Source organism: Duganella sp. CF517 (assembly GCF_900110275.1).
Classification (GTDB): Bacteria; Pseudomonadota; Gammaproteobacteria; order Burkholderiales; family Burkholderiaceae_D; genus Rugamonas.
The window spans coordinates 444,538-470,506 of the sequence record NZ_FODC01000003.1 but is presented as its reverse complement, the minus strand read 5'-3'; the positions used below and the strand labels follow the sequence as shown (position 1 = coordinate 470,506).

The window sequence follows — 25,969 nt, the reverse complement described above, 5'->3', positions numbered from 1 at the left end:
GATATATGGAACAGAACGACCAGCGCTACCTCATCCAGCAAAACAAGATCGCCGACGGCGAGACCAAACCTCCGGTGTTCGCCAAAGTGATGCGCAGCAAAGAAGGCGCCTTCGAGGGCGTATCTTTCATCAAGTCCAAGGAAAAAGCGTCGATCCTGACCATCGAGCAGGCCAACGAGGCGATCGCCTGGGCTGGCAAGAAGAAGCCGAACGCCCACGAGTACGTCACCAAGATTATCTGCCTCGGCCAATAGACCGGAGCGGCGGTCCGCGCCGTTTTCCGCGCCGTTTATCCCCGAATTCCTGCGATTGATCGCGTTTATCCGCAGTTGGTCGCACGGGAATTGCCTGCAACGCCGCCACCTTCTACAGTGATTGCATTGTCAATCGCATCACTGGATCGGGGGCGTCTCATGCTGAGTTTTGTGCTGTGGCTGGTTTTGCTGTTTCTCTGCTGGCCGCTGGCCTTGCTGGCGCTGCTGCTGTATCCGGTGTTCTGGCTGCTGACGTTGCCGTTCAGGCTGATCGGGATAGGCGTGGAGGGCGTGTTCGAACTGTTGCGCGCGGTGGTGCTGCTGCCGGCCCGCATCCTGCGCGGGTCGCCGGGCCGCTAGGCGCCCGGGTGCATCCTTGCTCACCCGGCCGCCAATCGCGCATCACAATCCCGCTACATCAAAAATCGACTTTGAAACCGCCGCCGATGGATTTCTGCGCGTAGTTGTAGTCGATCAGACTTTGGCCGTAGCCGCTGAACACTTGCACGTATCCCTTCAGGTTGGCCGACAGCGGGAACGCCCAGCCGGCTTGCAGGCCGCCGTGGTTGGTGTGGAAGTTGCGCCGCGCCGTGACCGACAATTCGTGCCCATCGAAACGATAGCTCGCGTTCAAATCGCCATGGCCGAGGTAATCGGTGATGTCGATGTTGTCGTTGTCCGAGCGCGCGTTGTCCAGCCTGTGCCACAGCCGGAAGTTGACGGCGAAGTTGCCTTTTTCGGCGCCTACCTGCGCGTAGACGCGGTTCCAGCTGCGCGACAGGGTCGACGTCTGGCCGTTCGACTGGTGCACCAGGCCCAGGGTCAGGAACCGCACGTCGACGCCGCCCAGGTTCAGCGCCAGCGGCGTGGTCAGCATCAGCTCGGGCTGGTAGTTGGTCTCGCGGAACGGGCTCGATTCGGAGCGGTTGTAAGCCTGCCAGAAACTTTCCTGCGTATAGCCGAACCACAGATCGACCGGCCAGCCGAACGCCTGTTCCATCATCTTCACCTTGAAGCTGAGCTGGTACATCAGTTCGACGTGCTTGGATTTCAGGCCGTCGGGCGAGAATTCCTGGAACGGCGTATCGTTGTTACTGGTGCTGTAATTGGCCAGTAACAGGTAGTTGTCGCGGTGCGGGCGGAAGTTGAACACGCCGCGCTTGGCCGAGCGGTCCAGTTCCCACCATTGCACCATGCGCGAAACCTTGTCCTGCGGTGGAATCGTCGTCAGTTCGGCGACCTTGGCCGGAATGGCGGCGTCGGCCGGCGCCGGCGGCGGTTCGGCCGGCTGGGTGCTCGCCGGCACGGCCCCACCCACGGCCAGTTTGCCGTCCTTGCCGGAGTCGGGCACGCCGATGGCGGCCGGACCGGCCGCCTTGGCGACCGGACCGGTGCCGGCCAGGCCGTCGTAGCATGCCAGGCGCGCGCTGGCGTCGCCCAATACCGCGCAGCGTTCGATGCGTAACTCGAGATCGTTGGCGGGTGGCTTGGCGCCTTGGGCTAAAGCCAGAGCCGGCCCCATGCCTAAGGAGAGAAGGAGGGTGGTTTTAAATCGGAGGACCATGCATTTTTTCCAGGTGAGATGTAAGCTTGCAGTTTATTACACAGACTACATTACTTGCCGTTCGGTATGTCGCACATTAGGAAAGTATTTCAGGGCTTGATTTCGGCAACTATCGCCGCACTTGAGACTACCAAGGCTTAAAGACACTTCGTATTCAAGGAGATTTGTGATGACCCGCAAGACCCCCATCGAGCGTTACCGCAACATTGGCATCAGCGCGCACATCGACGCTGGCAAGACCACGACGACGGAGCGCATCCTGTTTTATACCGGCGTCAATCACAAGATCGGCGAGGTGCACAACGGCGCCGCGACGATGGATTGGATGGAGCAGGAGCAGGAACGCGGGATCACCATCACCTCGGCCGCCACCACCGCCTTCTGGAAGGGCATGGCCGGCAACTTCGCCGAGCACCGCATCAACATCATCGACACGCCGGGCCACGTCGACTTTACGATCGAGGTCGAGCGCTCGATGCGCGTGCTCGACGGCGCCGTCATGGTGTATGACGCCGTCGGCGGCGTGCAGCCGCAATCGGAAACCGTCTGGCGCCAGGCCAACAAGTATAAAGTGCCGCGCATCGCCTTCGTCAACAAGATGGACCGCGTCGGCGCCGACTTTTTCCGCGTGCGCGAGCAGGTGGCCAACCGCTTGAAAGGCGTGGCCGTGCCGATCCAGATTCCGCTCGGTGCCGAGGACAACTTCCACGGCGTCATCGACCTGGTGAAGATGCGCGCCATCAACTGGGACGACGAGAGCCTGGGCGTCAAGTTCACCTACGAGGCAATTCCGGCCGATCTGCAGGCGCTGGCGCAGGAGTGGCACGACAAGATGGTCGAGGCCGCCGCCGAAGGCACGCCCGAGCTGCTGGAGAAGTACCTGGACGGCGGCGTACTGACCGAGGACGAAATCAAGACCGGACTGCGCCTGCGCACCATCCGCAACGAGATCGTGCCGATGCTGGCCGGCAGCGCGTTCAAGAATCGCGGCGTGCAGGCGATGCTGGACGCGGTGGTCGAGTACCTGCCTTCGCCGCTGGACGTGCCGGCGATCGCTGGCACCGACGAGGACGACAATCCGATCGAGCGGCATCCAAGCGATACCGACCCGTTCTCGGCGCTCGCGTTCAAGATCATGACCGATCCGTTCGTCGGCCAGCTGACGTTCTTCCGCGTGTATTCGGGCGTGGTCAATTCCGGCGACACGGTCTACAACCCGACCAAGAGCCAGAAGGAGCGCCTGGGCCGCATCCTGCAAATGCACGCCAACGAGCGCAAGGAGATCAAGGAGGTGTACGCGGGCGACATCGCCGCCGCCGTCGGCCTGAAGGGCGTGACCACCGGCGATACGCTGAGCTCGCCGGACCACGTGATCGTGCTGGAAAAGATGATTTTCCCGGAACCGGTGATCTCGCAGGCGGTCGAACCGAAGACCAAGGCCGACCAGGAAAAAATGGGCATCGCGCTCAACCGGCTGGCGCAGGAGGACCCGTCCTTCCGCGTGCACACGGACGAGGAATCGGGCCAGACCATCATGTCCGGCATGGGCGAGCTGCACCTGGAGATCCTGGTGGACCGCATGCGGCGCGAGTTCAGCGTCGAGGCGACGGTCGGCAAGCCGCAGGTGGCTTACCGCGAGACCATCCAGAAGGCCGCCAGCGATGTCGAAGGCAAGTTCGTCAAGCAGTCCGGCGGACGCGGTCAGTACGGCCACGTGGTGCTGACCCTGGAGCCGACGGAGCCGGGCAAGGGCTACGAGTTCGTCGACGCCATCAAGGGCGGCGTGGTGCCGCGCGAGTACATTCCGGCCGTCGACAAGGGCGTGCAGGAAACCTTGCGCAGCGGGGTGCTGGCCGGCTATCCGGTGGTCGACGTCAAGGTGACGTTGACGTTCGGTTCGTACCACGATGTCGACTCCAACGAAAACGCCTTCCGCATGGCCGGCTCGATGGCGTTCAAGGATGGCATGAAACGTGCCGACCCGGTGCTGCTGGAGCCGATGATGCAGGTCGAGGTGGAAACGCCGGAGGAGTTCATGGGCAACGCCATGGGCGACCTGACGGCGCGGCGCGGCATGGTGCAGGGGATGGACGAGATCCCGGGCGGCGGCGGCAAGATCATCCGCGCGCTGGTGCCGCTGGCGGAGATGTTCGGCTATTCGACGACGCTACGTTCGCTCACGCAGGGGCGCGCGACATATACGATGGAGTTCAAGCATTACGCGGCGGTGCCGAAGCACATCCTCGACCAGATCGCCGTGTCGTCGAAGGCGCGGCATTGATCCAATAGCGGTGTAACAAACGCGGCGATCCGTCATGCATGGCGGATCGCCGCGTAATTTTTTAGTCGAATACCTTCAGTTTCAGCTGGATCGACAGCGCGCCGTACAACCGGTCTTTGTACTTCGGCACGAAGGCGACGTTCACTCCCACGCTTTTATACTCGAAACTGGCGGTCGGTATCACGGCCGGGAACCATCCGCCATCGCGCATTTTCGGATAACCGTTGAACCCGCCCACCACCGCGCCCAGCCGCACCGGCCCGACCTTGAACGGCTGGTAATACACGCCGATGTAGTTAGAATACGCGCGGTCGCTGTTGTAGAATCGTCCCGCTGTCGCCGACGCCACTGTCGAGAACCGGTATTCCGCTCCCAGGCCCGGATTGCTGTCGTTCAAATCCTTGTCGCGGTCGAAGTGGTACGAGTAAAACCCGCCATTGAGCCAGACTTCCTTCAGCGGCGCCGACTCGATGGTCTCGAAGGTGTCGGCCGCTGCCGCTCCGGACAGGCACGCCAGCAGCGGCAGCAGCACGCAAGCCGCAATGGAACTACGCAAATGCTTGATCATCCGACGCTTTCTTCACTGTTGTTGGGAACGGGGGATTATAGCGAACGATTGCGTTCCCCTTGATCTGGATTAGGGACTGAATATTTCACTGCGGCAAAATGATTGTTCCAAACTTAACAAAGGGGACAATCATGAACCGCTTCAATTTACTTACTTGCACGGCGGCGCTGGCACTGGCGCTTGGTGCCTGCGTGTCGACCGCCAAGCCGGGAGTGCCCGGCGCGCGGCACCAGCAGATGTCGATGATTTCAGCCTATGCTGTCACGGACACGGTCAAATCGTGATGCGCCAGCCGCGCTTCTCCGCGTACACCGCCGCCAGCCAGAAAACGGCGGTGAAGCAGGCCGCGAAAGCCAGCGATGCCGCCGCCGGTCCGAGCAACGGCGTGATCGGCGTGGCGAATGCCTGCCGATAGAGCGGCGCCAGCACGCCGCTGTAGGCCAGCAGGCAAATGGCGATCCACGATCCGGCGTAGGCGGCGATGGCGTTGATGCCCATCGCGCGGCCCAGTGCCGGCCAGCCGCGCACGTCGACCAGCTGGTACGCGAGCGCGATGGCCAGCATGCCGAAGCCGCCGGTCCACAACACGAACGACGGTGTCCACAGTTGTTTGTTCAGCGGCAGCGGCAGCGACCACACAGCGCCTGCGGCCAGCGCCACGACGCCGCCGATGGCGATCTGGCGAATGCGGCCGGCACGCAGCCAGGCGCCCGTGCGCAGCCCAAGGATGACCGTGGCCATCGATGGCAGGGTGCTTAATATTCCCTCGGGTTCGTGCGCCAATCCGGTCGCCGCGTCGTATTGATAGGACAGTGGTCCGAGCAGCGCGGTGTCGATGCGGTCGGCCAGATTCAGATTCGGCTCCAGCGAACCGCCCGCGGCCAGCAGTCCCCAGTACCCAAACAGTATCGCCACCCCGATGGCCCACTGCGCCCGCGCGCCACGCACGTAGATGGCCAGCAGTCCGGCCACCGCGAAGCAGAGGCCGATACGCTGCAGTACGCCAAGCAGGCGGAATGGGCGTCCATCCATCAGCAAGGTGGAGATGAGGTTGAGGGCGAGGCCGAGCAGGAAGATGCGCGCGCCGCGCAGCAGCACTGTGCGGGCCAGGGCGTGGCGCGCGAGCGGCCCGGCGTCGGCGTCCAGCTGGCGGCCGAGCGCGAGCTGCAGCGATACGCCGACGATCAGCAGGAAGGTCGGAAAAATGAAATCCGCCGGCGTGCAGCCGTGCCAGTGCGCGTGCTCGAACCATGGATAAATGTGCGACCAGTCGCCGGCGTTGTTCACCAGGAGCATGGCGGCCACGGTCAGGCCTCGTACGGCGTCGATGGAGTTGATGCGCATGGATATTTTTCAGAGTTGCAGTTTGAGGTGCAGGCGGTTGAGGCCAGCGACCAGCGCCATGACGATCAGGGCGTAGACCATTGCCCAGATCAGTCCCGGCATGCCGGCGCCCAGCATGGAAGGGAAGGACAGGTTCAGCGTCGCCATTAGCGCGTAGATGATAAAGGGCAGGATGTAGGTAAGCAGCGGATTGGCGGCGGCGGGACGGAGAAACGCCACCCAGCGGCGCTGCTGTTTCAGGTCCACCAGCCAGTACATCGCCGCGAACAGCAGCACACAGATCGCCGCGCTGTACAGCCCCCAGCTGGGCGTGGCGGCGATCTTCGATATCGTGAACCAGGGACGCAGCGCGAACGCCAGCGCCGCCAGCACCGCCGCGAACAGCAGCGCCCTGGCGAAGGGCTGCGCGCGCGGGCGGCCGTTGTTGAAGAAGATCGTCGTCGCCAGCACGCCGCACAGCGCGATGGCGGTATGGACCGCGTTGCCGGACTGCCCGCCGAGCAGCTTCCACAGCGCCGAAGGCTGCGCCGCATCGGTGTTGAAGACGCAGTACCAGGCGACGCAGGCGAGGATCGCCAGCGCGATCGCCACCGGACGCGCGCCGGTCAGGCGCCAGGCGATGGCCGCGTACAGGTACGCCCAGCCGATCAACCCAAGTATGCCCCACCATTGCGGCGCCAGCCTCTCGGCGCCATCCGGTCCGCCGCGAAAAACCAGCGCCAGCGCGACCAGTCCGGCCACGCCGGCCAGCCGCAGCGCCAAAACCAGCCGCTTGTCAGCGAACCGGTAGACCGCCCACACCATTATCGCGCAGGCGTAAAACAGCAGCGACCAAACGTGAATGGTCATGCCCATCGCCGCCTCGTTGTAGCCCGCTTCCGCATTGACCATGAAGACGCCGAACACCAGCATGCCGGCGGCGCGGGTCAGCACGTGCCGCCATAACTTCCAGCCGCTGTCGCCCGCCGCCTGGCGCTGCGCCATCGCCAGCGGTATCGACATGCCGACGATGAACAGGAAGGCGGGGAAGACGACGTCCGGAAACGTCATGCCGTCGACGCCGGCGGCCACATGGCCCATCCACGGCGGCATGCCGCTCACGCCCGCCAGAGTGTTTACAAAAATCATGACCAGGATGGTAATGCCACGGAAGGCGTCGATAGCGAGTACGCGCAAGATTTTATTCTTTCTATTTAGATACTCCGAGATTATCATCTATTTAATCTTTGGATCTATAATCTGGCCGCTAAAAACTCTTTCGTGAACCCCATGCTCTCTATCGCCCGCCTGCTGTCGCTGATGATTGTTTTACCCCTGGTGCTGGGAGGTTGCGGCGCTTCGATGAAGCAGCGCATCGAAGCTTGCAAGACGGGAGACTGGAACCAGATCGGCAGGACCGACGGCCTTGACGGCGCGCCGCCGACGTTCGCCGACCGCAAGGACTTCTGCGACGATCACGGCGACGACAAAAAGCCCGCCGGCGCCGATGCCGGCGCGCGCTACACCGCCGGCTGGGAGCAGGGCAACCGCGAGATGTGGTCGGCCGTCGGCGCCATCGACGGCGCCAAGGGGTTGCAGCAATCGCAGTACGCGGTGCGCGCGGCCGGCGAGGAAGTCCGCAAGCGCAAGACGCCGCTGAACCAGGCCGCCTACGACGAGGGCTGGTTGAAGGGGAACTCCCAATATTGGGAAGACATCGGCAAGCGCGAAGGCACCGAAGGCCTGCCGCTGACGAAAAAGGAAGACAGCCGCGCGCGCGCCGCAGCCGCGCAACTGCGCTTCGACGAAGCGGCCTATATCAATGGCTGGCATGCCGGCAACCGCGCATTCTGGCAGGACGCCGGATTCACCGATGCGCGCAACGGCACGCCGGACAGCCGCTTCCGCGACCGCGCCGCGGCCGCGCGCGACGCCGGGGTGCAAGTGCAGGAGGACGTATATCGCACCGCATGGAACGCGGAGATCGTCAACTACTGGCGCAACCTCGGCGCGCAGGACGCCGTCAGCGGCAAGGAATTCGGCACGCGCGGCAAGGAGGCTCGTCAAAAGGGACTGAAGGTGTTCGAGTCGGAATATCGCAAGGCGTGGGAAAAGCGCCTGGACGACCACTGGCGCCAGGCGGGCCTGGAGGACGGCTACGGCAAGCCGTTCCTGCTGGAGGAGCGCATGGCCAGCGCCTCGCGCGACGGCGTATTCGTCATCCCGTCGACGCGCGACGTCTACACCAAGGCATGGGAGGAGCAGAACGCGAAATACTGCGTGCCGGAGAACGCCTTCGAACGAGGACGCGCCAACACCGGCATGGCGGTGGAAGTGTGCCGTGGCGAGCTGCGGAACCAGCTGAAGCGCGCCTACGTCAGCGGCCAGGATTTCGAGGTGGCGGCGATGAAACGGGCGCAGGCACTCAATGACGTCAACGATCTGGAAAGCCGCTTGTACGACGCGAATCGGCGATTGGGCCGACTCGAACGCGACATACGCGGCGCGCAGGACGCAAAAGACCGTCAAGTCAACGAAGAGTCCAAAAAGCAGGACCGTCGCCGCGAGCAGGAAAGGCGCGAGCTGATTGACTTCATCCGCCGTCTCGAATGGCAGCTCGACGAGGCGCGCCGCTGGGTCGAACGGCACGACATGCAAATGCAGCGACTGCGCCGCGAAATATATTGAGCGACAGCGCCATGCGCCCTAAATGACAGGCCGAGGCAAATGGCGGCTCTAACAGCCGGGGCCGTGTCCGAAAGTCAGACTTGACCCCGCGGGTTTAAAAGTCCACGGTCGCCGATAGCACCGCCGTACGCGGCGAGCCAAGCACCAGATACCCGGAACCCGGATACCCGCCGGCCGACGCCCAGTAACTCTTGTCGGCGACGTTGTCGATGCGCGCGCGGAAGGTGACTTTGCGATCGGCGATCGTGGCGACATAACTCGCGCCGATGTCCAACCGGCTCCACGACGCCAGCTCCTGCCGATTCGCGCCATCCGCGTACTGCGACGACGTGTACAGCGCCCGCGCATTCAGGTTCAGGCCGCGCACACCGGGCACATCCCACTCGGCGCCGATGTTCGCCTGGGTCTTCGGCACGCCGATCACGTCGTTGCCTTGATTGACGCCGCCGGCGGTGACGCGCTGCTCGGCGTCGAGCAACGTCAAACCGCCCAGCACCCGCAGGCCGCGCGTCGGCACGCCGAACACGGTCATCTCCAAGCCGCGATTGCGCTGCTCGCCGAAGACGCCGAAGATCCTGTTTTGCACGTAGGCCGAAGGCTGCTTGGTGCTGAACACCGCCGCGCTGGCGCCGACCGTGCCGACGTCGTATTTCACGCCGATTTCCTTTTGCTTCGACACGTACGGCGCGAACGCCTGGCCGATGTTGTCGACATCACCTGAAGCCACCGCACCCTGCTGCAAGCCCTCGGTGTAGTTCGCGTACAGCGACACCGCTTTCACCGGACGATAGACGATTCCGGCCATCGGCGTGTTTTTGCTTTGATCGTAGTGCGACAGCGAGACGCCGGAGTTGTAGTCGTAGCTGTCGGACTTGATGTTCTGGCGGCGCACGCCAACCGTCAGCAGCACCTTATCGTCCAGCATCGACAGCGTGTCCGCCAGCGCGTAGCTGGAAAGGATCGATTTGGACGTCAGCTTCGGATCGCTCATCGAGCCACCGATGAAGAAGTCGGCGGCCGGCGCCGCGACATCGACCGGATTGAAGATATTGGTCGCGAAGCCGGCGAAATTACTGAACGCGTAAGCGTTGCGCGACTCCGTCCAGAAGCCCGACGCGGTCGCGCTCAGGCTATGGCCGATGGCGCCGGTGCGCAGCCTGGTGCGCACGCCGATCTCGCCGGTACGCACGCTGTCGTGGCGCACGTTGTCGAAGCGGTACATGCTGGCCGCGCCGCCGGCGCTGCCGACGGTCGGTTCGGCGATGATGTTGGATTCGTCGCCGCTGCGCGCGCCCATCGCCGCCCACGCCACCGTGTCCCTGGCCACATCGATTTCGCCGCGCAGCGTGCCGAAGGTGTCGCGTTCCTTCGAGTGGGTCCACTTCTGCGCCCAGTTGCCGTCGGAGTCCGGCGCGGAGGGCAGGGCGACGCCCTGGCTGACGGTCACGCTCGGACGCGCGCCTTGCAGATTATGGTTCTGGTAGCCGACATCGGCCGACAGGCGGAAGCCGCGACCCTGGAAATCGAGACCGACGGAGGCCACCGACAATTCGCGCTTCTCGCCGTCGATGGGCGTGTCGCCGTCGCGCCGCACCGCGTTGACGCGGATGCCGGTGTTGCCGTTTTCGCCGAAGCGGCGGCCGATGTCGACCGCGCCGTAACCCTGGCCGCCGCTGTCGACGCCGACCGTCAACTGCGTCAGCGGGTTGTTGCTGGCGCGCTTGGGCAGCAGGTTGATCGAGCCGCCCACGCCACCGCCGCCCGGCGCCGCGCCGTTGATGAAGGAGTTCGCCCCGCGCAGCACTTCGACCCGTTCGAGCAGTTCGGAGGCGACGAACTGGCGTGGCAGCAGGCCGAACAGGCCGTTGTAGGCCAGATCGTCCGAGTTGACCGGGAAGCCACGGATCACGTACAGCTCCTGGTAGTTGCCGAACCCGCGCGCCACGCGCACCGACGGATCGTTCTGCAGTACGTCGGCGACGCTGCGCGCCTGCTGGTCCTGGATCACGGCCTGCGTGAAGTTCAGGGTGTTAAACGGCGTATCCATCATGTCCACATTGCCCAGCAGCCCGAGACGGCCGCCGCGCGCGACCTGGCCGCCGGCGTAATCCCTGGTCAAGCCGTCGGCCGACGCATCCGCCGAGGCGCTGATGACGACGGTCGGGATCTTGCCCTCGGAAGTATCGGCGGCGGCCGTCTGGCTTTGCGCGCCGGCGGCGCTGGCAGCGGCCATGAGGATGGCGGCGACGGCGAACGGGGACAATTTCAGGTTTGGCGTGTTCATGATTCGTTTAATTTTTGGTAAGTAAATGAGAGCGATTCTCAATTATAACGCCGGGCGACGCCGTTTTGCTACTAAATGAGATTGATTTGCATTATCATTGTAATTTCCGGTTTGCCGACTTACTTACAAAATGACACCCGTTACCGTCCGCCGTTGGGCCTGGATCCACAAGTGGAGCAGCCTGGTCTGCACCGTGTTCATGCTGCTGCTGTGCTTGACCGGGCTGCCGCTGATCTATCACCACGAAATCGACCACCTGCTGGGCAACGCGATCGAGGCGCCGAAAATGGCGCCGGACACCCCCAAGGCCGATCTGGACACCGTCATCGCCGCCGCCAAGGCGCGCTACCCGAACAAGCTGGTGATGTATATGTCGCAGGAGGCGGACGAGCGCGAGATCTGGTATCTGACGATGGGCGACCATCCCACCGACGAAGCCTTCAAATCGGTCGCCGTCGATGCGCGCACCGCGCAGGTGCTGGCCGAACCGAGTTTCGAAGGCACTTTCCTGGGCGTGATGTTCCACCTGCACGTCGATCTGTACGCCGGGCTGTGGGGCAAATTGTTCCTCGGCTTCATGGGATTGCTGCTGGTGGTGGCGATCATTTCCGGCGTCGTGCTCTACGCGCCGTTCATGCGCAAGCTGGAATTCGGCGAGGTGCGGCGCGAACGCGGTCCGCGCGTCAAATGGCTGGACCTGCACAATATGCTGGGCATCGTCACGCTGACTTGGGCGCTGGTGGTGGGCGCCACCGGCATGATCAACACCTGGGCCGATCTGCTGGTCAAGTACTGGCAAGCCACCGAAATGGCCGAGATGACCGCGCCCTACAAGGATATGGCGTTGCCGAGCAAGCTAGGTTCGATGCAGAAGGCGATGGACAACGCCGTCGCCGCCGAGCCGGGCATGCAGGTGGCCTTCGTCGCCTTCCCGGGCACCGCGTTCTCCAGCCCGCATCACTACGGCATCTTCATGCACGGCGCCGAGGCGCTGACGTCGCGCCTGTACAAGCCGGTGTTGATCGACGCGCAAACCAGCGAGATCACCGACCGCCGCGCGTTGCCGTGGTACCTGACGGCGCTGCTGGTGTCGCAGCCGCTGCACTTTGGCGACTACGGCGGCGCGTGGATGCAATTCCTGTGGGCGATGCTCGATATCGCCACCATCTTCGTGCTGGGCAGCGGGTTGTACCTCTGGCTGAAGCGGGGCGTGCAGGCCAAGGCGCCGGCGCGCAAGGAGGGCGATGCCGCCGTCGAAATATCGCGCGAGCCCGCCTTTGCGGCCGAAGGGGAGGCGCGATGAGCGGCGCGCGTTCGTTCCGCCGCATGTGGGGCGCGCCGATCATGCTGGCGATACTGACGGCGATCGGCCTGGTCTCGGCCTTGCTGGGCGACGGCGTGTGGGATTACGTCTCCGCCGTCGCGCTGGGCGTGCCGACCATCGCTTGCGCCTGGTACGGGTTGCGCCGCTGAGGAGACGCCCGCTTAGCCGGCCAGATTCCGCAAGGCTTGTTGTTGCCGCGTGTCCGTCAGCAGCGGCAATAGCTGCGCGCTGAGTTCGTGCAGCTCCGCGCCGCCGCGCTCCCGGATCTTGTTCACCTGGGCGATGATCTGATCGTTCGCCAGGGTGTACTCGACGGCCTTGAGCATTTCGATGCGGCTGCGGATGCGCCGCAATTCCTCGACCGCCTTGGGCTCGGCGGTCGGCGCCGCCTGGTCGACGATGGCCAGCAACACGTCGGTGATCAACCCCAGCTGTTTGCCGTACGAGGCGACGCCGGTGAACGCCTTCTGTTCGATCGCCGCGTTGCCGGCGCCCGGGGTGATCCATTGGGAGAACCAGGTCAGATCGGGGTCGATCTGCTGCATGACGCCGCCGCTCCAGGGGAAGTAGAACTGCGGCGACCAGGTCCAGAATGAATGGGGCGATGTCATGATGACTCCGTTGGTTGTAGGTTTTGGTACCTGTTAGACAGGGCTCGGCCGCTTAGTTCACATGTATGAGTCTCAATATATAACTGATAATTCCTGTGGGTTTGTGGCAAGCCAAGCCGACGTTAAAAATGGTGCGCAACGGGCGCCCGTCCGCTACAGATGAGCTAGTTGTGTGCGGGCCACAGACTGCGGATATCCGGCTGTTCGCATCCTTTCCACCGTTGTCGGCGTAGGTCTTCGTGGTAACCTCGCTCTCATTGAAACCAGAGGGCAAACCAGGCGAAAGCCTCGGGACGCAAAGCTTCAGGCCTGCAGCGCACTCCGCGCCATGGCGGCTGGGCTACCGTTCAAGGACTACATTCCTTGCCGGCCTCTATCAATCTGAAGAGGCCAAACCATGTTGCAGAAGCAAGGCGCTATTGCGCGCCGCACATTTGTCATCCTGTCCGCCATGTTGACGGTTGCGCTGCTCGGCGTCGCGTCGAGCTCGCCGGCGGTGGCCCAGCCCGCCGAACTGTCCCGGCAATCCGAACGTACCCGCTACATCGTCGTCTTCAAGCCGGGCGCGGGCGCCGTCAAGCAGCACGCCGAGTCGCTGGCCAACGGTTCCGGCAGCCGTCCCGACTTTGTCTACGAACACGCCGTCCAGGGCTTCGCGGTGACGTTGCCGACCAAGTCGAGCGCCCACTACCTGGAAGCGATACGCCGCCATCCGCTGGTGCAATCGATCGAGCCCGACATGATCGTGACGCACACGCAGAGCACGCAAACCGGCGCGACCTGGGGCCTGGACCGGTCCGACCAGCGCTCGTTGCCGCTCAACGGCGCGTACGGTTATTCGGCCACCGGCCAGGGCGTGCAAATCTATGTGCTCGACACTGGCGTGCGCGCCTCCCATGCCGATTTCGGCGGCCGCGTGCGCCCCGGCTACACCGCGATTGCCGATGGCAACGGCAGCAACGATTGCCACGGCCACGGCACCCACGTTGCCGGCACGGCGGCCGGCGCGACGTACGGCATCGCGAAAGCGGCGAGCATCGTTCCGGTGCGGGTACTGGCCTGCGATGGTTCCGGCAGCATGAGCGGCGTGCTGGCCGGCCTGGACTGGGTGGCCGCCAATGGCGTACGACCCGCCGTGGTCAACATGTCGCTCGGCGGCGGCACGTCATACACGCTGGACAGGGCCGTGGCCAACGTCGTGTCGCGCGGCATCAGCGTGGCGGTCGCGGCGGGCAATTCCAACGCGGATGCCTGCTACACGTCGCCGGCCCGCGAGCCGTCGGCCATCACGGTCGGCGCCACCGCCAGCAACGATGCGCGCGCCTCCTACTCCAACCGGGGGCGCTGCCTGGACATTTTCGCTCCGGGGTCGTCGATCACATCGGCGGGCATTTCCAGCGATACGGCCGTCAGGACGATGAGTGGCACGTCGATGGCGTCGCCGCACGTGGCGGGCAGTGTCGCCTTGTTGCTTCAGAGCCAACCAGCGTTGACCCCGGGCCAGGTGGTTCAATTGCTCAAGGCGCGCGCCACGCCCAACAAGGTGTGGAGCGCGGGCACGGGCTCGCCGAACCTGCTGCTTTACACCGGCACCGACAGCGCCACGACGCTGCTGCTTCAGTGACCGCGGTTCCGCACGCAGCGCGCCGCATGCCGCACCGCACAAATCGGAGGTTGCATTATTTGCATGGGTTGCTATCATTTGCCGGGTCATCCCACAGGAGCCCCAATGAATGCATCGACCGCGCAGCAATCCACGCACCCCAACTACGACCGCCTGATCGCCGCCGCCCGCAACGCCGGGCCGGTGACGGTGGCGGTGGCCCATCCCTGCGACCGCAACGCGCTGGAGGCGGCGCTGGATGCGGCCGAGATGGGGTTGATCAAGCCGATCCTGGTGGGGCCGGAGGCGCGCATCCGCCAGGCCGCCGACGCGGGCAAGTTCGATATCTCCGCGCTGACGTTGATCGATACCCCGCACAGCCACGCCTCGGCCGCGCGCGCGGTGGAGCTGGTGCGCGAGGGCAAGGCGCAGGCGCTGATGAAAGGCAGCCTGCACACCGATGAACTGATGGGCGCCGTGGTGGCCGCCGACACCGGCCTGCGCACCGCGCGGCGCCTGAGCCACTGCTTCATCATGGATGTGCCGGGACGCAGCGAGCCGCTGATCATCACCGACGCCGCCGTCAACATCAATCCGGGGCTGAGCGAGAAGGTCGACATCGTGCAAAACGCGATCGACCTGGCGCTGGTGCTCAAATTCGATCCGGTCAAGGTGGCGATCCTGGCCGCCGTCGAGACGGTGAGCGCCAAAATGCCGTCCACCATCGACGCGGCGGCGCTGTGCAAGATGGCCGACCGCGGCCAGATCACCGGCGCGATACTCGACGGCCCGCTGGCGATGGACAACGCCATCGATCCGGAGGCGGCGGCGATCAAGAACCTGGTGTCGCCGGTCGCCGGGCAGGCCAATGTGCTGATCGCGCCGGACCTGGAGGCGGGCAACATGCTGGCCAAGAGCCTGACCTTCATGGCCGGCGCCGGCGCGGCCGGCATCGTGCTCGGCGCGCGCGTTCCGGTGATCCTGACCAGCCGCGCCGATTCGGTCGAGGCGCGCCTGGCCTCGTGCGCGGTGGCCGTGCTGCTGGTGCACAGCAAGGCGTCGATCGTCGCCGCGACCGGAGCCTGATCGGATGGCGCCCAATGATTCCATCGTCGTCATCAACGCCGGTTCGTCCAGCATCAAGTTCTCGCTGTTCGACGGCCCAACGCTGCAACCGGCGCTGCGCGGCAAGATCGAGAACCTGAATGCGGGCGCCACGCGCTTCGTCGCGCAGGATGCGCAGGGCGTGACGGTCGGCGAGCAAAGCTGGCCGGATGCGCCGCTCGATCACGCGGCCGGCATGCGCTTCCTGATCGACTTCGCGCAGACGCATCTCGATGGCAGGCGGGTGGCCGCCGTCGGGCATCGCATCGTGCACGGCGGCGTCGCCTATAGCGGACCGCAGGTGCTGGACCAAACCGTGGTGGCGCAGCTGGACAAGCTGGTTCCGCTGGCGCCGCTGCACCTGCCGCACAACCTGGCGCCGGTGCGCTCGATGATGGCGCTGGCGCCCGAGGTGACACAGGTGGGCTGCTTCGATACCGCCTTCCATGTCGGCCAGCCGGCGCAGGCGCAGGCGTTCGCGCTGCCGGCCAGGATCACGGATCTCGGCATCCGCCGGTACGGCTTCCACGGCTTGTCCTACGAATATATCGCCAGCCGCCTGCCGCAGGCGGACCCCGGCCTGTCCGGGGCGAAGGTGGTCGCCGCGCACCTGGGCAACGGCGCCAGCATGTGCGCCATGTCGGCCGGGCGCAGCGTCGCCAGCACGATGGGCTTCACCGCCGTCGACGGCCTGCCGATGGGCACCCGTTGCGGCGACCTCGATCCCGGCGTGGTGTTGTATCTGATCGAGGAGCTGGGCATGGACGTGGCGGCGGTCCAGAAGCTGCTGTATCAGGAATCCGGCCTGCTGGGCGTATCGGGCATCTCGGCCGACATGCGCACGCTGGAGGCCAGCGGCGATCCGCGCGCCGGGGCCGCCATTTCGTTGATGGTCTACCGCATCGGCCGCGAACTCGGTTCGCTGGCCGCCGCGCTGGGAGGACTCGATGCGCTGGTGTTCTCGGGTGGCATCGGCGAGAACAGCGTCGCGCTGCGCGCCGCCGTCTGCCGCGACGCCGCCTGGCTGGGCGTGGAACTGGACCCGGCGGCCAACGACGCCAATCCACGCGGCGTGGCCCGCATCAGCGCCGCCGGCAGCAAGGTGGCGGTGTGGGTGGTCCCGGCCAACGAGGAACTGATGATCGCCCGCCACACCCTGGCGATGCTGGAGGAAGCATGAACACGCAAACCGTTTTTCCCATTTTGGCCGGCAAGCGCGCCCTGGTGGTCGGCGTGGCGAACGAGCATTCGATCGCCTGGGGCTGCGCGCTGGCGTTCCGCAGGGCGGGCGCCGACGTGGTGCTCACCTATCTGAACGACAAGGCGCTGCCGCACGTGGCGCCGCTGGCGGCGCAGATCGACGCGCAGCTGCTGCCGTTGGACGTGACCCGGCCGGGCGAACTCGAAGCGTTGTTCGCGACCCTGGCCGGGCAGGGCAAGCTCGATATCCTGGTCCACTCGATCGCGTTCGCGCCGAAGGCGGATTTGCAGGGCGGCTTGCTCGATTGTTCGGTCGAGGGTTTTCTCCAGGCGATGGACGTTTCGTGCCACTCGTTCGTGCGGATGGCGAAATTGGCGGTGCCGCTGATGACGGACGGCGGCGCCATGTTCGCGATGAGCTATCACGGCGCCAACAAGGTCGTGCCCAACTATAACGTCATGGGACCGGTGAAGGCGGCGCTGGAGGCGTCCTGCCGCTATCTGGCCTATGAACTGGGGCCGCGCGGCATCCGGGTGCACGCGATCTCGCCGGGGCCGCTGAAAACGCGCGCGGCGTCGGGCCTGAAGGACTTCGACCGGCTGCTGAACGAGGCGGTGGAACGGGCGCCGCTGGGCGAGTTGGTCGACATCGACGATGTCGGCGCCACCTGCGCGTTCCTGGCCACGCCTTACGCGCACCGGCTCACCGGCAGCACCGTGTATGTCGATGGCGGCCTGAATATCGTCGGTTGAAGGCCGAGCGTATCGGCTAGGGTTTTCCGATCAACAGATACAGCGCGGTCTTGTTGCGGGTGGCGCGGCCGGCGCCGAGATAGATCGGCCCGAGCGGCGTGTCGATGGCGACGTACAGCGCGTTGCTGCGCACGTTCTGCACGCCGTCGACCGAATCGAGCGTGTCGCCCATCCGTCCCAGCTCCGCCGACAGGCCGATGTAGGCGCCGTCCAGCAGGCCGGGACGCGAGATGCGGTAGTTGTAGACCAGCCGCCCGAAGTGCAGGCTGTTGCCCAGCAGTTCGCCGGTGCGGTAGCCGGATAGCTTGAGGAAGCCGCCGAACGGGATCAGTTCATGATCGGGCAGCGGCTTGCCGCCCATCTTGCGCTGGATTTCCAGGCCGCCCTGCAGCGAGTGCGGCCCGGTGGCGACGGCGGTGCGCGCCGAGAACGACAGCTTGTCGTAGCTGGAGCTGGCGCCGAGGCCCGTACGCGACGAGTACACCTGCACGTCGGCCTCGAATCCGGAGCGGGGGAAGGCCAGGTTGTCCAGCGTGTCGGCGCGCAGGCGCGCCTGGATGGCGGCGGTGCGTGCGCTGGGATAGAGCAGGGTGGGTAGCAGGCTGGTGTCGCTCAGAAGCCGTGCGTGGCCGCGCGAGTAGCCGATCCTGGCTTCGCCCCATTCCGCCAGCGGCACGCCGATGTCGGTGCCGGCGGCGACCGACTCGCGCCGGTAGCGCGCCAGCCGGTCGCCTTTGGTGTACACGTCGAGCGGGGTGCGCTCCGCCGCCAGATAGACGGTGGCGAACAGGCGTTGCGCCGGCGTCAGGGGCTGGCGCCATTCGGTGCCCAGCCGGTCGGTGTGGCCGATCTCGATCTCGTTGCGCCACTCCGCGCCGAGTGAATTGAGCCAGGTCCAGCGGTGCGACGCCCGCAGCGAGAAGAAGGAATCGCCTTCGAAGTCGGTCGACACGCCCAGTCCTAGCCGCAGGTACTGCGGGCCCCACGATTTTTCAGTGACGGTGGTGGTCATCACGTGGCTGCCGTCGTGCAGCGGCGTGACCGCATAGCCAACGTGTTCGAAGTCGCCGCGCCCGTACAGGCGGCGCATGTCGCGCTCGGCGACGGCCGGATCGAACAACTGGCCGGGCTGGGATTCCATCGTGCCGCGCAGCGCCTCGGCGGGCACGCGCTGCGTGCCGGCGATACGGACCTCCTTGAGCAGCACGCCCTTGGGCGGCGGCTCGCCGCTGCGATGGCGCGCCAGCAGCGCATAGTCGTCGGCGCCGATCGCGTAGCGTCGCAGTTCGGGCGTCGACGCGCGGGCCGCTTCCAGCCCCTGGGCCTCGGCCTCCTTGAGCATGTCGAAGCTGGCCGCCTGGATCGCCGACAGGTCGGGCGTGATCAGCACATCCTTGTCATTGAGCTCGCGCAGCGACACCTGGACGTTGGTGTTGGTCAGCATGCGCGTCATCTGGTCCGACATCGACAGCACCGACGTGATCTCGTCGCGCCGCAGCAGCGGCGTGCCGATGTTGACCGCGATGACCACATCGGCGCCCATGGCGCGCGCCACGTCCACCGGCAGGTTGCGCGCGATGCCGCCGTCGACCAGCAGCCTGCCGTCGATCTCCACCGGGTTGATCGCCGCCGGTATCGCCATGCTGGCGCGTACCGCCTGCGCCAGGTTGCCGTCGGCCAGCACGATCATCTGGCCGTCGCTGACATCGGTGGCGATGGCGCGGAACGGAATCGGGAAGTGATCGAAGTTGTTGGCCGTCTGGCGCGCGGTCAGCCGCCGCAGCACCGCTTCGAGCGCCACCCCGGCCACGGCGCCTTTGGGTAGCGCCACGCCGCCGTGGCCGACGCCGATCTCCGGCCCGACGTAGGCGCCGGCGTTATCCGCCTTGCGCGCGATCGACAGGTCGCGCCGGGCGACGTCGTGAAACAGGTTGGCGGTGCTGAGGGTCTGCATTTCGCGTTCGATATCGGCCAGCGGCATGCCGCTGGCGTAGGCGCCGCCGACGATGGCGCCGGCGCTTGTGCCGACGATCATATCGACCGGAATCCGCAAATCCTCGAGGACTTTGAGCACGCCGAGGTGCGCGCCGCCGCGCGCGCCGCCGCCGGACAGCACCAGCGCCACCCTGGGGCGGGGGGATGGTTGCGCGGCGGGTGCCGCGTCCCGCGCCCGCGTCTGCGCGTGGGCGGTTTGGAGCAGAAGGCCAAAACAGCATAGCAGCGCGGTGATTTTTCGCATGGCTTGACTGTAGCACGGTGTTGTTTGTAAAACAACCAATCGCGCCAGCCGTCCGCGCTATGCGCGGGTCGCCATCAGCGGGTCAGACAGCCAGCCCGCGCCGCGCCAGGAACGCGTGTATCTGCGATACCACGGCGGCGCCTTCGCCGACGGCGGCGGCCACCCGCTTGGTCGAGTTGGCGCGCACGTCGCCGATCGCGAACACGCCGGGCACGCTGGTCTCCAGGCTGGCCTGGCGGCGCTCGGGCGTGCCGCCCGGGGCGTCGTAGCCGGTCAGGATGAAGCCCTTGGCGTCCACCTCCACGCCGCAGTCGCCCAGCCAGCCGGTGTTCGGATCGGCGCCGATGAACAGGAACAGGCGCCGCACGTCGTAGTCGGTTTCCACTTCATCGCGGTTGTCGCGCACGCGCACCTGCCGCAATCCGTCCTCGCTGGAGCCTTCCAGCGCGACGATTTCGGAATGCGTGTGCAGCACGATGTTCGGCGTCGCTTCGATACGTTCGATCAGATAGCTCGACATCGTCGATGCCAGGCTGTCCCTGCGGATCACCAGATGTACCCTGGACGCGAAGCCGGACAGGAAGACCGCCGCCTGGCCGGCCGAATTGCCGCCTCCGACCAGCATTACCTCCTCGCTGGCGCACAGTTTGGCCTCCAGCGGCGAGGCCCAGTAATACACGCCCTTGCCCTCGAACTGGGTCAGGTTGGCCAGGGAAGGGCGCCGATAGCGCGCCCCGCACGACAGCACCACCGTGCGCGCTTGCAGCCTTTGCAGGCTGCCGCACATCTCCACCTCCAGCGGGTAGTTGTCGCACACCAGGCGCCCGGCCGGCGCGGGGATCGCCATCTCCACGCCGAATTTGCGCGACTGCACGTAGGCGCGGCCGGCCAGCGCGCGGCCCGAGATCCCGGTCGGGAATCCCAGGTAGTTCTCGATGCGGGCGCTGGCCGCCGCCTGGCCGCCATAGGCGCGCGTTTCCAGCGCCAGCACCGACAAACCCTCCGAGGCCGCGTATACGGCCGTCGCCAGCCCGGCCGGCCCGGCGCCGACCACGATCACGTCCCACACCTGGTTGGAGTTCAGTTCCGGCAGCGTGCCCAGACAGCGCCCAAGTTCCACCGTCGACGGATTTTTCCGCACGCTGCCGTCGGGGCACACCACCAGCGGCATGTCGCCGGGCAGCGGACGATAACGTTCGCACAGCGCGCGCGCCTGCTCGTCGGCCTGCGGGTCGAGCACCATGTTGGGAAGTCCATTGCTGTTCAACCAGCCCTGCAGCGCGTGCACGCGCGGATGGCCCGGTGTTGCAATCAGCACCACGCCGCTGGCGCCGTTTTCCATTAGTTCGACGCGCCGCAATATGAAGGCGCGCACGATTTTCTCGCCCAGCTCCGCTTCCGCCACCAGCAGCGCGCGCAGCGATTGCGGGGTCAGTATCAGCACTTCGACGGCGCCGATCGCGTGACAGTTGACCAGCGACGGCGCGTTGGAGATCTGGCTCATTTCGCCGGCGAATTCGCCCGGCAGATGTTCGGTGATCACCGAGGTGTTTCCCAGTCCGTCATAGCGGCTGACGCGGATTTTCCCGCTGAGCAGAACGATCATGCCGAAGATGCTGCGGCCCGCCTCGACCAGCATCTCGCCGTCACGGTAGCAGGCGCGCGCGCCGAATCGTTCGACGCGCCGGATTTCGGACGCTTCGAGTGTGGGGAGCGCCTGGCCGGTGCGGGATTTGAAGGTGTCGTAGGTCGTCATGGTCACAGTGTAGCGCGGTTAAATGCTGCAGCGCCAGATTCTAAAGGGAGAGCGGTTGGTGATCATCATTGTGATTCTTTGAGCGGGCGATGATTTTTATGCGCAAGCGACTACTAGAATGCGCTCACAAGCTGATCATAAAACACCGGCCGGACACCCGGCCGAGAAGACGGGAGACAAAAATGAACATAGCAATGAACAGGACTGGTAAGCATCCGAAGCAGGCCGGCAGCCGCACCCGCTACACCCAGCGTGTCATCGTAGCGGCCGTGGCGTCGGCGGTCGCCTCCTTCCTGGCCAGTCACGCCGCGATGGCGCAATCGACCGAGGCGGCGTCCAGCCCCCGGCCGGCCAGCGTGCCGCGCGCGACGGACGACGCCGCGCCGGCCGTCGTCACCGTGGTCGGCACCCGCAAATCGGTGGCGTCGGCGATCGACCGCAAGATCCGCAACTCCACCGTCTCCGATTCGCTGGTGGCCGAGGACATCAACCAGTTCCCGGACAAAAACGTCGGCGAGGCGCTGTCGCGCATCACCGGCGTCCAGCTCACGCGCGATTTCGGCGAGGGTTCGCAGATTTCCATCCGCGGCGTCGAGCCCAATCTGAACCGGGTCGAGGTCAACGGCATGTCGGTGCTGGGCACCAATGGCGGCGCCGGCCGCGGCGCCGAGCTGCGCGAGCTGGCCTCGGAGCTGATTTCCTCGATCGACGTGTACAAGGGCAGCACTGCCGACCTGACCGAGGGTGGCGTTGGCGGCACGGTGGTGATCACCACGCGCAAGCCGCTCGACTTCAAGAAGTTCACGATGGCCGGCACGCTCTCGGGCGAACAGGCGTCGAGCCGTGGCGGCGTGCAGCCGCGCGCCAGCCTGCTGATCGCCGACCAGTTCCTCGACGGCCGCCTCGGGGTGATGGCCAACGTGGTCTACGACGACGTCCGCACCCGCAACGACTACACGCGCAACACCAGCTGGCGCTTCCTGCGCGACTGGGACTTTTCGCCCGAAAAGACCGTCACCTCGCTAGATCCGGCGGCGGCCGGTATTTCGGACCCCTCCGGCTGTTCGGCGTTGGCGCCCGGGCAGCGCGCCGCTTGCAGCTCGCAATGGTACGACTATTCGCCGGGCGTGCCGCGCTACGGCATCTGGACCCGCGACCACAAACGCTCGTCGGCGGAGCTGACGGCGCAGTACAAATTCAGCAACGACCTGAAAGCCTATGTGAGCTACCAGGGTAACAAGCAGGACCAGCGCCTCAACGATCGCAATTTCGGCACCGAGTTCGGCGCGGTCACCCGCCTCGCCAACGCCGGCGTCGCGCCAATCTACAGCGCCGCCGGCGTGCCCACCGGGGGAAGCTGCGTCGCCGCGCCGACCACCTCCACGCCGGCGGGGATGACCGTCACCAACCACTATGTCACCGACTACACCGTCGGCAACTGCAACTACGTGGCGGGCGTCGGCGCCCAGGGCGCCTTCAGCACCTCGGCGCGCGACTTCGACCTGAAGATCGATTCGCGCTACGTCAGCACCGGCTTCACCTACAAGAACGGACCGTTGGAGGTCGAGGGCTTGGGCGGCACCTCGCGCTCGAACTACCACAACGAGACCAACAGCATCGTGTTGACCCAGAACGCGCCAGGCCTGAAGGTCTCGCTCGACAAACAGGGCACGCCGCACTTCACCTTCCCGCAAGGGTACTCGCCGGACGACAGCAGTTCCTATGTGCGCGCCGAGCTGCAGTACCGGCCCTACGAAACGAAGAACGACGAAGACCAGGCCAAGCTCGATTTCAAGTACCGGCTGTCGACGCCTTTCTTCAGCAAGGTCTGGTTCGGCGTCCAGGCGCGCAAGGCATCGGCGCAGCAGTACAAAGGCGACCCGTATAAGCTCAGTAGCGGCGCGGACCTTGTCAGCACGGCGGATGACATCAACGTCGGCGGGGCCAACGCCAACCAGACCCTCACCTATGATCCGAACAACAAGACCGGCGTGATTCGCGCGCCGGATGCGGTCAGTCCCATCAGCCCGGCCGCCTCGAGCGGCTATCTCAGCGCCGCCCAGATGGCGCAGCTGGTCGACGCGGTGCGCGGTCGCTCGCCGGGCACGTTCTTCGCCGGCTACGATAAGGTCAACAACATCCCGAGCGATTGGCTTGCGCCGGTGTATAGCCAAGCGGCGCAATTTTTCAATCCCTCCCAATTCAACTTCGATGCCATTTACAATGGCTTGGGCACCGATGGCGCCATGCACCCGCAAGTGCCGGTCTACCGGGTCGAAGAGCGCATCAAGTCGGCCTATATGCGCGTCGACTTCGATACCGAACTGTATGAGCACCAGATTTGGGGTAACGTCGGCGTGCGCTATACCGGCACGCGCGACAAGTCCACCGGCTCGCAGACGTACGGCGTGCGCATGGCCAACCCAAGCAGCGGAAGCGGCTATTCGGACTACCTGTTCGGCACCAGCATCGCGTCGGTCGAAAATACCTACCACGACTACCTGCCTAGCCTGAACGTCATGGGCTGGGTGGTGCCGGACAAGTTCATGGTGCGATTCGGCCTGTCCAAGGTGATGTCGCGCCCGAGCGTCGACCTGCTGGTGCCCAATGCCCGCTGCATCCGTAACAGCGGCCTGGCGGTGTTCGGCGGCGACGGCGACGACGATTGCACGGCCGGCAATCCGGATCTCAAGCCATTCCGCGCCAGGAACACGGATTTGAGCTTCGAGTATTATCCAAGCGCCGACAGCCAGGTGAGCGTTGGCTTGTTCAAGAAGGATATCGACAGCTACATCCTGGAGAAGCAGATCGTCAAAGGCGTCGACCTGTTCAAGAACGGTGAACGGTTCGACGTCACGCAGGCGATCAACGGCAAGGGCGCCACCACCAAGGGTATCGAACTGACGGCGCGCACCGCCTTCACCTTCCTGCCTGGCTGGCTGGGTGGCTTCGGCGGCGACGCCAATTACACCCGCATGACGTACAAGTATGCGGCGGGGACCGAGCGCCTGAACATCCTGGACGGCACGGTGCTGCCGTATGCCGGGCTGTCGAAAAACAGCTACAACCTGGCGCTGTGGTATGACCTGGGCAAGGTCAACGCCCGTCTGGCCTACAACTACCGCGACCGCTTCTACACCGGCAGCAACGACGTCTCGGGCAATCCGAACTTCCAGGAGAAGACCGGCTTCCTCGACGCCAAGTTCCAATATCGCTACAATGACAACATCACCTTCTCGATCGAAGGCAAGAACCTGACGGACCAGGCGCAGACCACCGACGCCGGCGATACGTTCCGCGTGAACGAATTGGCATGGTCCGGGCGGCGTTACTTCGTGAGTGTATCGTTTAAAAACTAAGGGCATCCATGGCGCAGGCGTTCATTGCGCGCGGACTGAAAACGGCGGCCTGCATGGCCGCTGTTTTTTCGTTTGCGCTTGCCGCATCGGCGGCGGAACCGGTATTCAACAACCCGCTGGTCAAACAGCGGGCCGACCCCCAGGTCTCGCTGCACAGCGACGGCTATTACTACTTCACTGCGACGGTGCCGGAGTACGACCGCATCGAACTGCGGCGCGCCAAATCGCTCAACGACCTGGGGACGGCCGAGGCCAAGGTGGTTTGGCGCAAGCATGCCAGCGGCATCATGGGCGCGCACATCTGGGCGCCGGAGATGCATCACATCGACGGCAAATGGTACATTTACTTCACCGCCGGCAGCTCCGACAAGATCTGGGAGATTCGTCTCTACGTGCTGGAAAACTGCTCGCCGAATCCGCTGGAAGGTGAATGGAAGGAACTGGGGCAGCTCAAGACGGGTTGGGAGTCGTTCTCGCTGGACGCCACCACCTTCGCGCTGGAAGGCAGGCGGTATCTGCTATGGACGCAGGTCGCCCCGGAATCGACCACGCACGCCACCAATATCTACATCGCCGCCATGGATACGCCTTCGTCGATCAAGGGGCCCGCGGTGATGCTGACGAAGCCGGAGTACGACTGGGAGAAGGTCAAGCACGCGGTCAACGAGGCGCCGGCGGCGCTGGTGAAGAATGGCAGGGTCTTTGTCAGCTATTCGGCCAGCGCGACGGATGCCAATTACGCTTTGGGCTTGTTGACGGCGCCGGCGCGAGGGGATTTGCTGAAGTCTTCCACGTGGAGCAAATCGTCGAAGCCGGTGTTTGTCAGCAGCGAGCCGAATGGACAATATGGGCCGGGGCACAACTGGTTCACGACCACTCCGGACGGCAAGACGGACATACTGGTCTACCACGCGCGCAATTATCGCGACATCGTCGGCGATCCGCTGAAGGACCAAAACCGCCACACGCGCGCGCAAGTACTGCGCTGGAACGCCGACGGCACGCCGGATTTCGGGCAGCCGGTGCGTGATTGACCGAAGAGGCTCGCATGGCCAAAT

The 25,969-nt window shown here is 65.1% G+C and carries 21 protein-coding genes and 1 riboswitch; of the genes, 13 read left to right on the top strand and 8 right to left on the bottom strand.

Going from position 1 to position 25,969, the window contains the following annotated elements:
* Window positions 1-5: 5 nt before the first annotated feature.
* Both BMX85_RS13710 and BMX85_RS13705 read left to right on the top strand, forming a co-directional pair.
* Window positions 6-254 (top strand): hypothetical protein, encoded by a 249-nt coding sequence (locus BMX85_RS13710; RefSeq protein WP_090318763.1) that lies wholly within the window; start codon window positions 6-8, stop codon window positions 252-254.
* Between the two features lie 159 nt (window positions 255-413).
* Window positions 414-614 carry a hypothetical protein gene (locus tag BMX85_RS13705; RefSeq protein WP_090318760.1) on the top strand — a complete coding sequence of 67 codons (201 nt, stop codon included), beginning with the start codon at window positions 414-416 and terminating at the stop codon, window positions 612-614.
* A gap of 58 nt (window positions 615-672) precedes the next feature.
* On the opposite strand, the gene BMX85_RS13700 is transcribed toward BMX85_RS13705, so the two are convergent.
* Entirely contained in the window at window positions 673-1,776 is a 1,104-nt protein-coding gene (locus BMX85_RS13700; protein WP_090318757.1) for a phospholipase A, read from the bottom strand.
* A 211-nt stretch (window positions 1,777-1,987) separates the two neighbouring features.
* On the opposite strand from BMX85_RS13700, the gene fusA reads away from it, so the two are divergent.
* Entirely contained in the window at window positions 1,988-4,099 is a 2,112-nt protein-coding gene (gene fusA, locus BMX85_RS13695; protein ID WP_090318756.1) for an elongation factor G, read from the top strand.
* Window positions 4,100-4,160: 61 nt separating this feature from the next.
* Here fusA and BMX85_RS13690 read toward each other — a convergent pair whose 3' ends face one another.
* Complete coding sequence (locus BMX85_RS13690; protein WP_090318754.1) at window positions 4,161-4,667, bottom strand: hypothetical protein; 507 nt, start codon at window positions 4,665-4,667, stop codon at window positions 4,161-4,163.
* Window positions 4,668-4,798: 131 nt separating this feature from the next.
* Here BMX85_RS13690 and BMX85_RS30490 point away from each other — a divergent pair, with 131 nt between their 5' ends.
* Complete coding sequence (locus BMX85_RS30490; RefSeq protein ID WP_177196752.1) at window positions 4,799-4,951, top strand: hypothetical protein; 153 nt, start codon at window positions 4,799-4,801, stop codon at window positions 4,949-4,951.
* On the opposite strand, the gene BMX85_RS13685 is transcribed toward BMX85_RS30490, so the two are convergent.
* Window positions 4,941-6,011: an acyltransferase family protein gene (locus tag BMX85_RS13685; RefSeq protein WP_090318752.1), complete on the bottom strand. Its 1,071-nt coding sequence runs from the start codon at window positions 6,009-6,011 to the stop codon at window positions 4,941-4,943. The two genes, BMX85_RS30490 and BMX85_RS13685, sit on opposite strands and share 11 nt — an antisense overlap.
* 9 nt (window positions 6,012-6,020) lie before the next feature.
* Window positions 6,021-7,187 carry a DUF5009 domain-containing protein gene (locus BMX85_RS13680; protein WP_177196751.1) on the bottom strand — a complete coding sequence of 389 codons (1,167 nt, stop codon included), beginning with the start codon at window positions 7,185-7,187 and terminating at the stop codon, window positions 6,021-6,023.
* 93 nt (window positions 7,188-7,280) lie between these two features.
* Here BMX85_RS13680 and BMX85_RS13675 point away from each other — a divergent pair, with 93 nt between their 5' ends.
* The gene (locus BMX85_RS13675) at window positions 7,281-8,678 is read left to right on the top strand and encodes a DUF2799 domain-containing protein (protein ID WP_090318746.1); all 1,398 of its coding nucleotides are present in this window, start codon (window positions 7,281-7,283) and stop codon (window positions 8,676-8,678) included.
* A gap of 94 nt (window positions 8,679-8,772) precedes the next feature.
* Here the strand turns inward: BMX85_RS13675 and BMX85_RS13670 are convergent, their stop codons facing one another.
* On the bottom strand, window positions 8,773-10,962 hold the full coding sequence (locus BMX85_RS13670; protein ID WP_090318743.1) for a TonB-dependent receptor: 2,190 nt from the start codon (window positions 10,960-10,962) through the stop codon (window positions 8,773-8,775).
* Window positions 10,963-11,092: 130 nt separating this feature from the next.
* Between BMX85_RS13670 and BMX85_RS13665 the strand changes: the two genes are divergently transcribed.
* Window positions 11,093-12,265, top strand: a complete 1,173-nt coding sequence (locus tag BMX85_RS13665) for a PepSY-associated TM helix domain-containing protein (RefSeq protein ID WP_090318738.1) — start codon at window positions 11,093-11,095, stop codon at window positions 12,263-12,265.
* Complete coding sequence (locus BMX85_RS30485; RefSeq protein WP_177196750.1) at window positions 12,262-12,435, top strand: hypothetical protein; 174 nt, start codon at window positions 12,262-12,264, stop codon at window positions 12,433-12,435. Before BMX85_RS13665 ends, BMX85_RS30485 begins: the two co-directional genes overlap by 4 nt.
* 12 nt (window positions 12,436-12,447) lie before the next feature.
* Here the strand turns inward: BMX85_RS30485 and BMX85_RS30480 are convergent, their stop codons facing one another.
* The gene (locus BMX85_RS30480; RefSeq protein ID WP_177196749.1) at window positions 12,448-12,897 is read right to left on the bottom strand and encodes a hypothetical protein; all 450 of its coding nucleotides are present in this window, start codon (window positions 12,895-12,897) and stop codon (window positions 12,448-12,450) included.
* 259 nt (window positions 12,898-13,156) lie between these two features.
* Window positions 13,157-13,245, top strand: a riboswitch (cyclic di-GMP riboswitch).
* Between the two features lie 49 nt (window positions 13,246-13,294).
* Between BMX85_RS30480 and BMX85_RS13655 the strand changes: the two genes are divergently transcribed.
* The 4 genes from BMX85_RS13655 (at window position 13,295) to fabI (ending at window position 17,557) form a co-directional block, all read left to right on the top strand.
* Window positions 13,295-14,521, top strand: a complete 1,227-nt coding sequence (locus tag BMX85_RS13655) for a S8 family peptidase (RefSeq protein ID WP_177196748.1) — start codon at window positions 13,295-13,297, stop codon at window positions 14,519-14,521.
* A 105-nt stretch (window positions 14,522-14,626) separates the two neighbouring features.
* The gene (locus BMX85_RS13650; RefSeq protein ID WP_090318735.1) at window positions 14,627-15,586 is read left to right on the top strand and encodes a phosphate acetyltransferase; all 960 of its coding nucleotides are present in this window, start codon (window positions 14,627-14,629) and stop codon (window positions 15,584-15,586) included.
* 4 nt (window positions 15,587-15,590) lie between these two features.
* Window positions 15,591-16,784, top strand: a complete 1,194-nt coding sequence (locus tag BMX85_RS13645; RefSeq protein WP_090318732.1) for an acetate/propionate family kinase — start codon at window positions 15,591-15,593, stop codon at window positions 16,782-16,784.
* Window positions 16,781-17,557, top strand: coding sequence for an enoyl-ACP reductase FabI (gene fabI, locus BMX85_RS13640; protein ID WP_090318729.1), 777 nt, complete (start codon window positions 16,781-16,783; stop codon window positions 17,555-17,557). Before BMX85_RS13645 ends, fabI begins: the two co-directional genes overlap by 4 nt.
* 16 nt (window positions 17,558-17,573) lie before the next feature.
* Here fabI and BMX85_RS13635 read toward each other — a convergent pair whose 3' ends face one another.
* Complete coding sequence (locus BMX85_RS13635; protein ID WP_090318727.1) at window positions 17,574-19,796, bottom strand: patatin-like phospholipase family protein; 2,223 nt, start codon at window positions 19,794-19,796, stop codon at window positions 17,574-17,576.
* 82 nt (window positions 19,797-19,878) lie between these two features.
* The gene (locus BMX85_RS13630; RefSeq protein WP_090318725.1) at window positions 19,879-21,552 is read right to left on the bottom strand and encodes an FAD-dependent oxidoreductase; all 1,674 of its coding nucleotides are present in this window, start codon (window positions 21,550-21,552) and stop codon (window positions 19,879-19,881) included.
* Between the two features lie 182 nt (window positions 21,553-21,734).
* Between BMX85_RS13630 and BMX85_RS13625 the strand changes: the two genes are divergently transcribed.
* Both BMX85_RS13625 and BMX85_RS13620 read left to right on the top strand, forming a co-directional pair.
* Complete coding sequence (locus tag BMX85_RS13625; protein WP_229210444.1) at window positions 21,735-24,911, top strand: TonB-dependent receptor; 3,177 nt, start codon at window positions 21,735-21,737, stop codon at window positions 24,909-24,911.
* 53 nt (window positions 24,912-24,964) lie between these two features.
* Entirely contained in the window at window positions 24,965-25,945 is a 981-nt protein-coding gene (locus tag BMX85_RS13620) for a glycoside hydrolase family 43 protein (protein ID WP_229210443.1), read from the top strand.
* The last annotated feature ends 24 nt before the right edge of the window (window positions 25,946-25,969 follow it).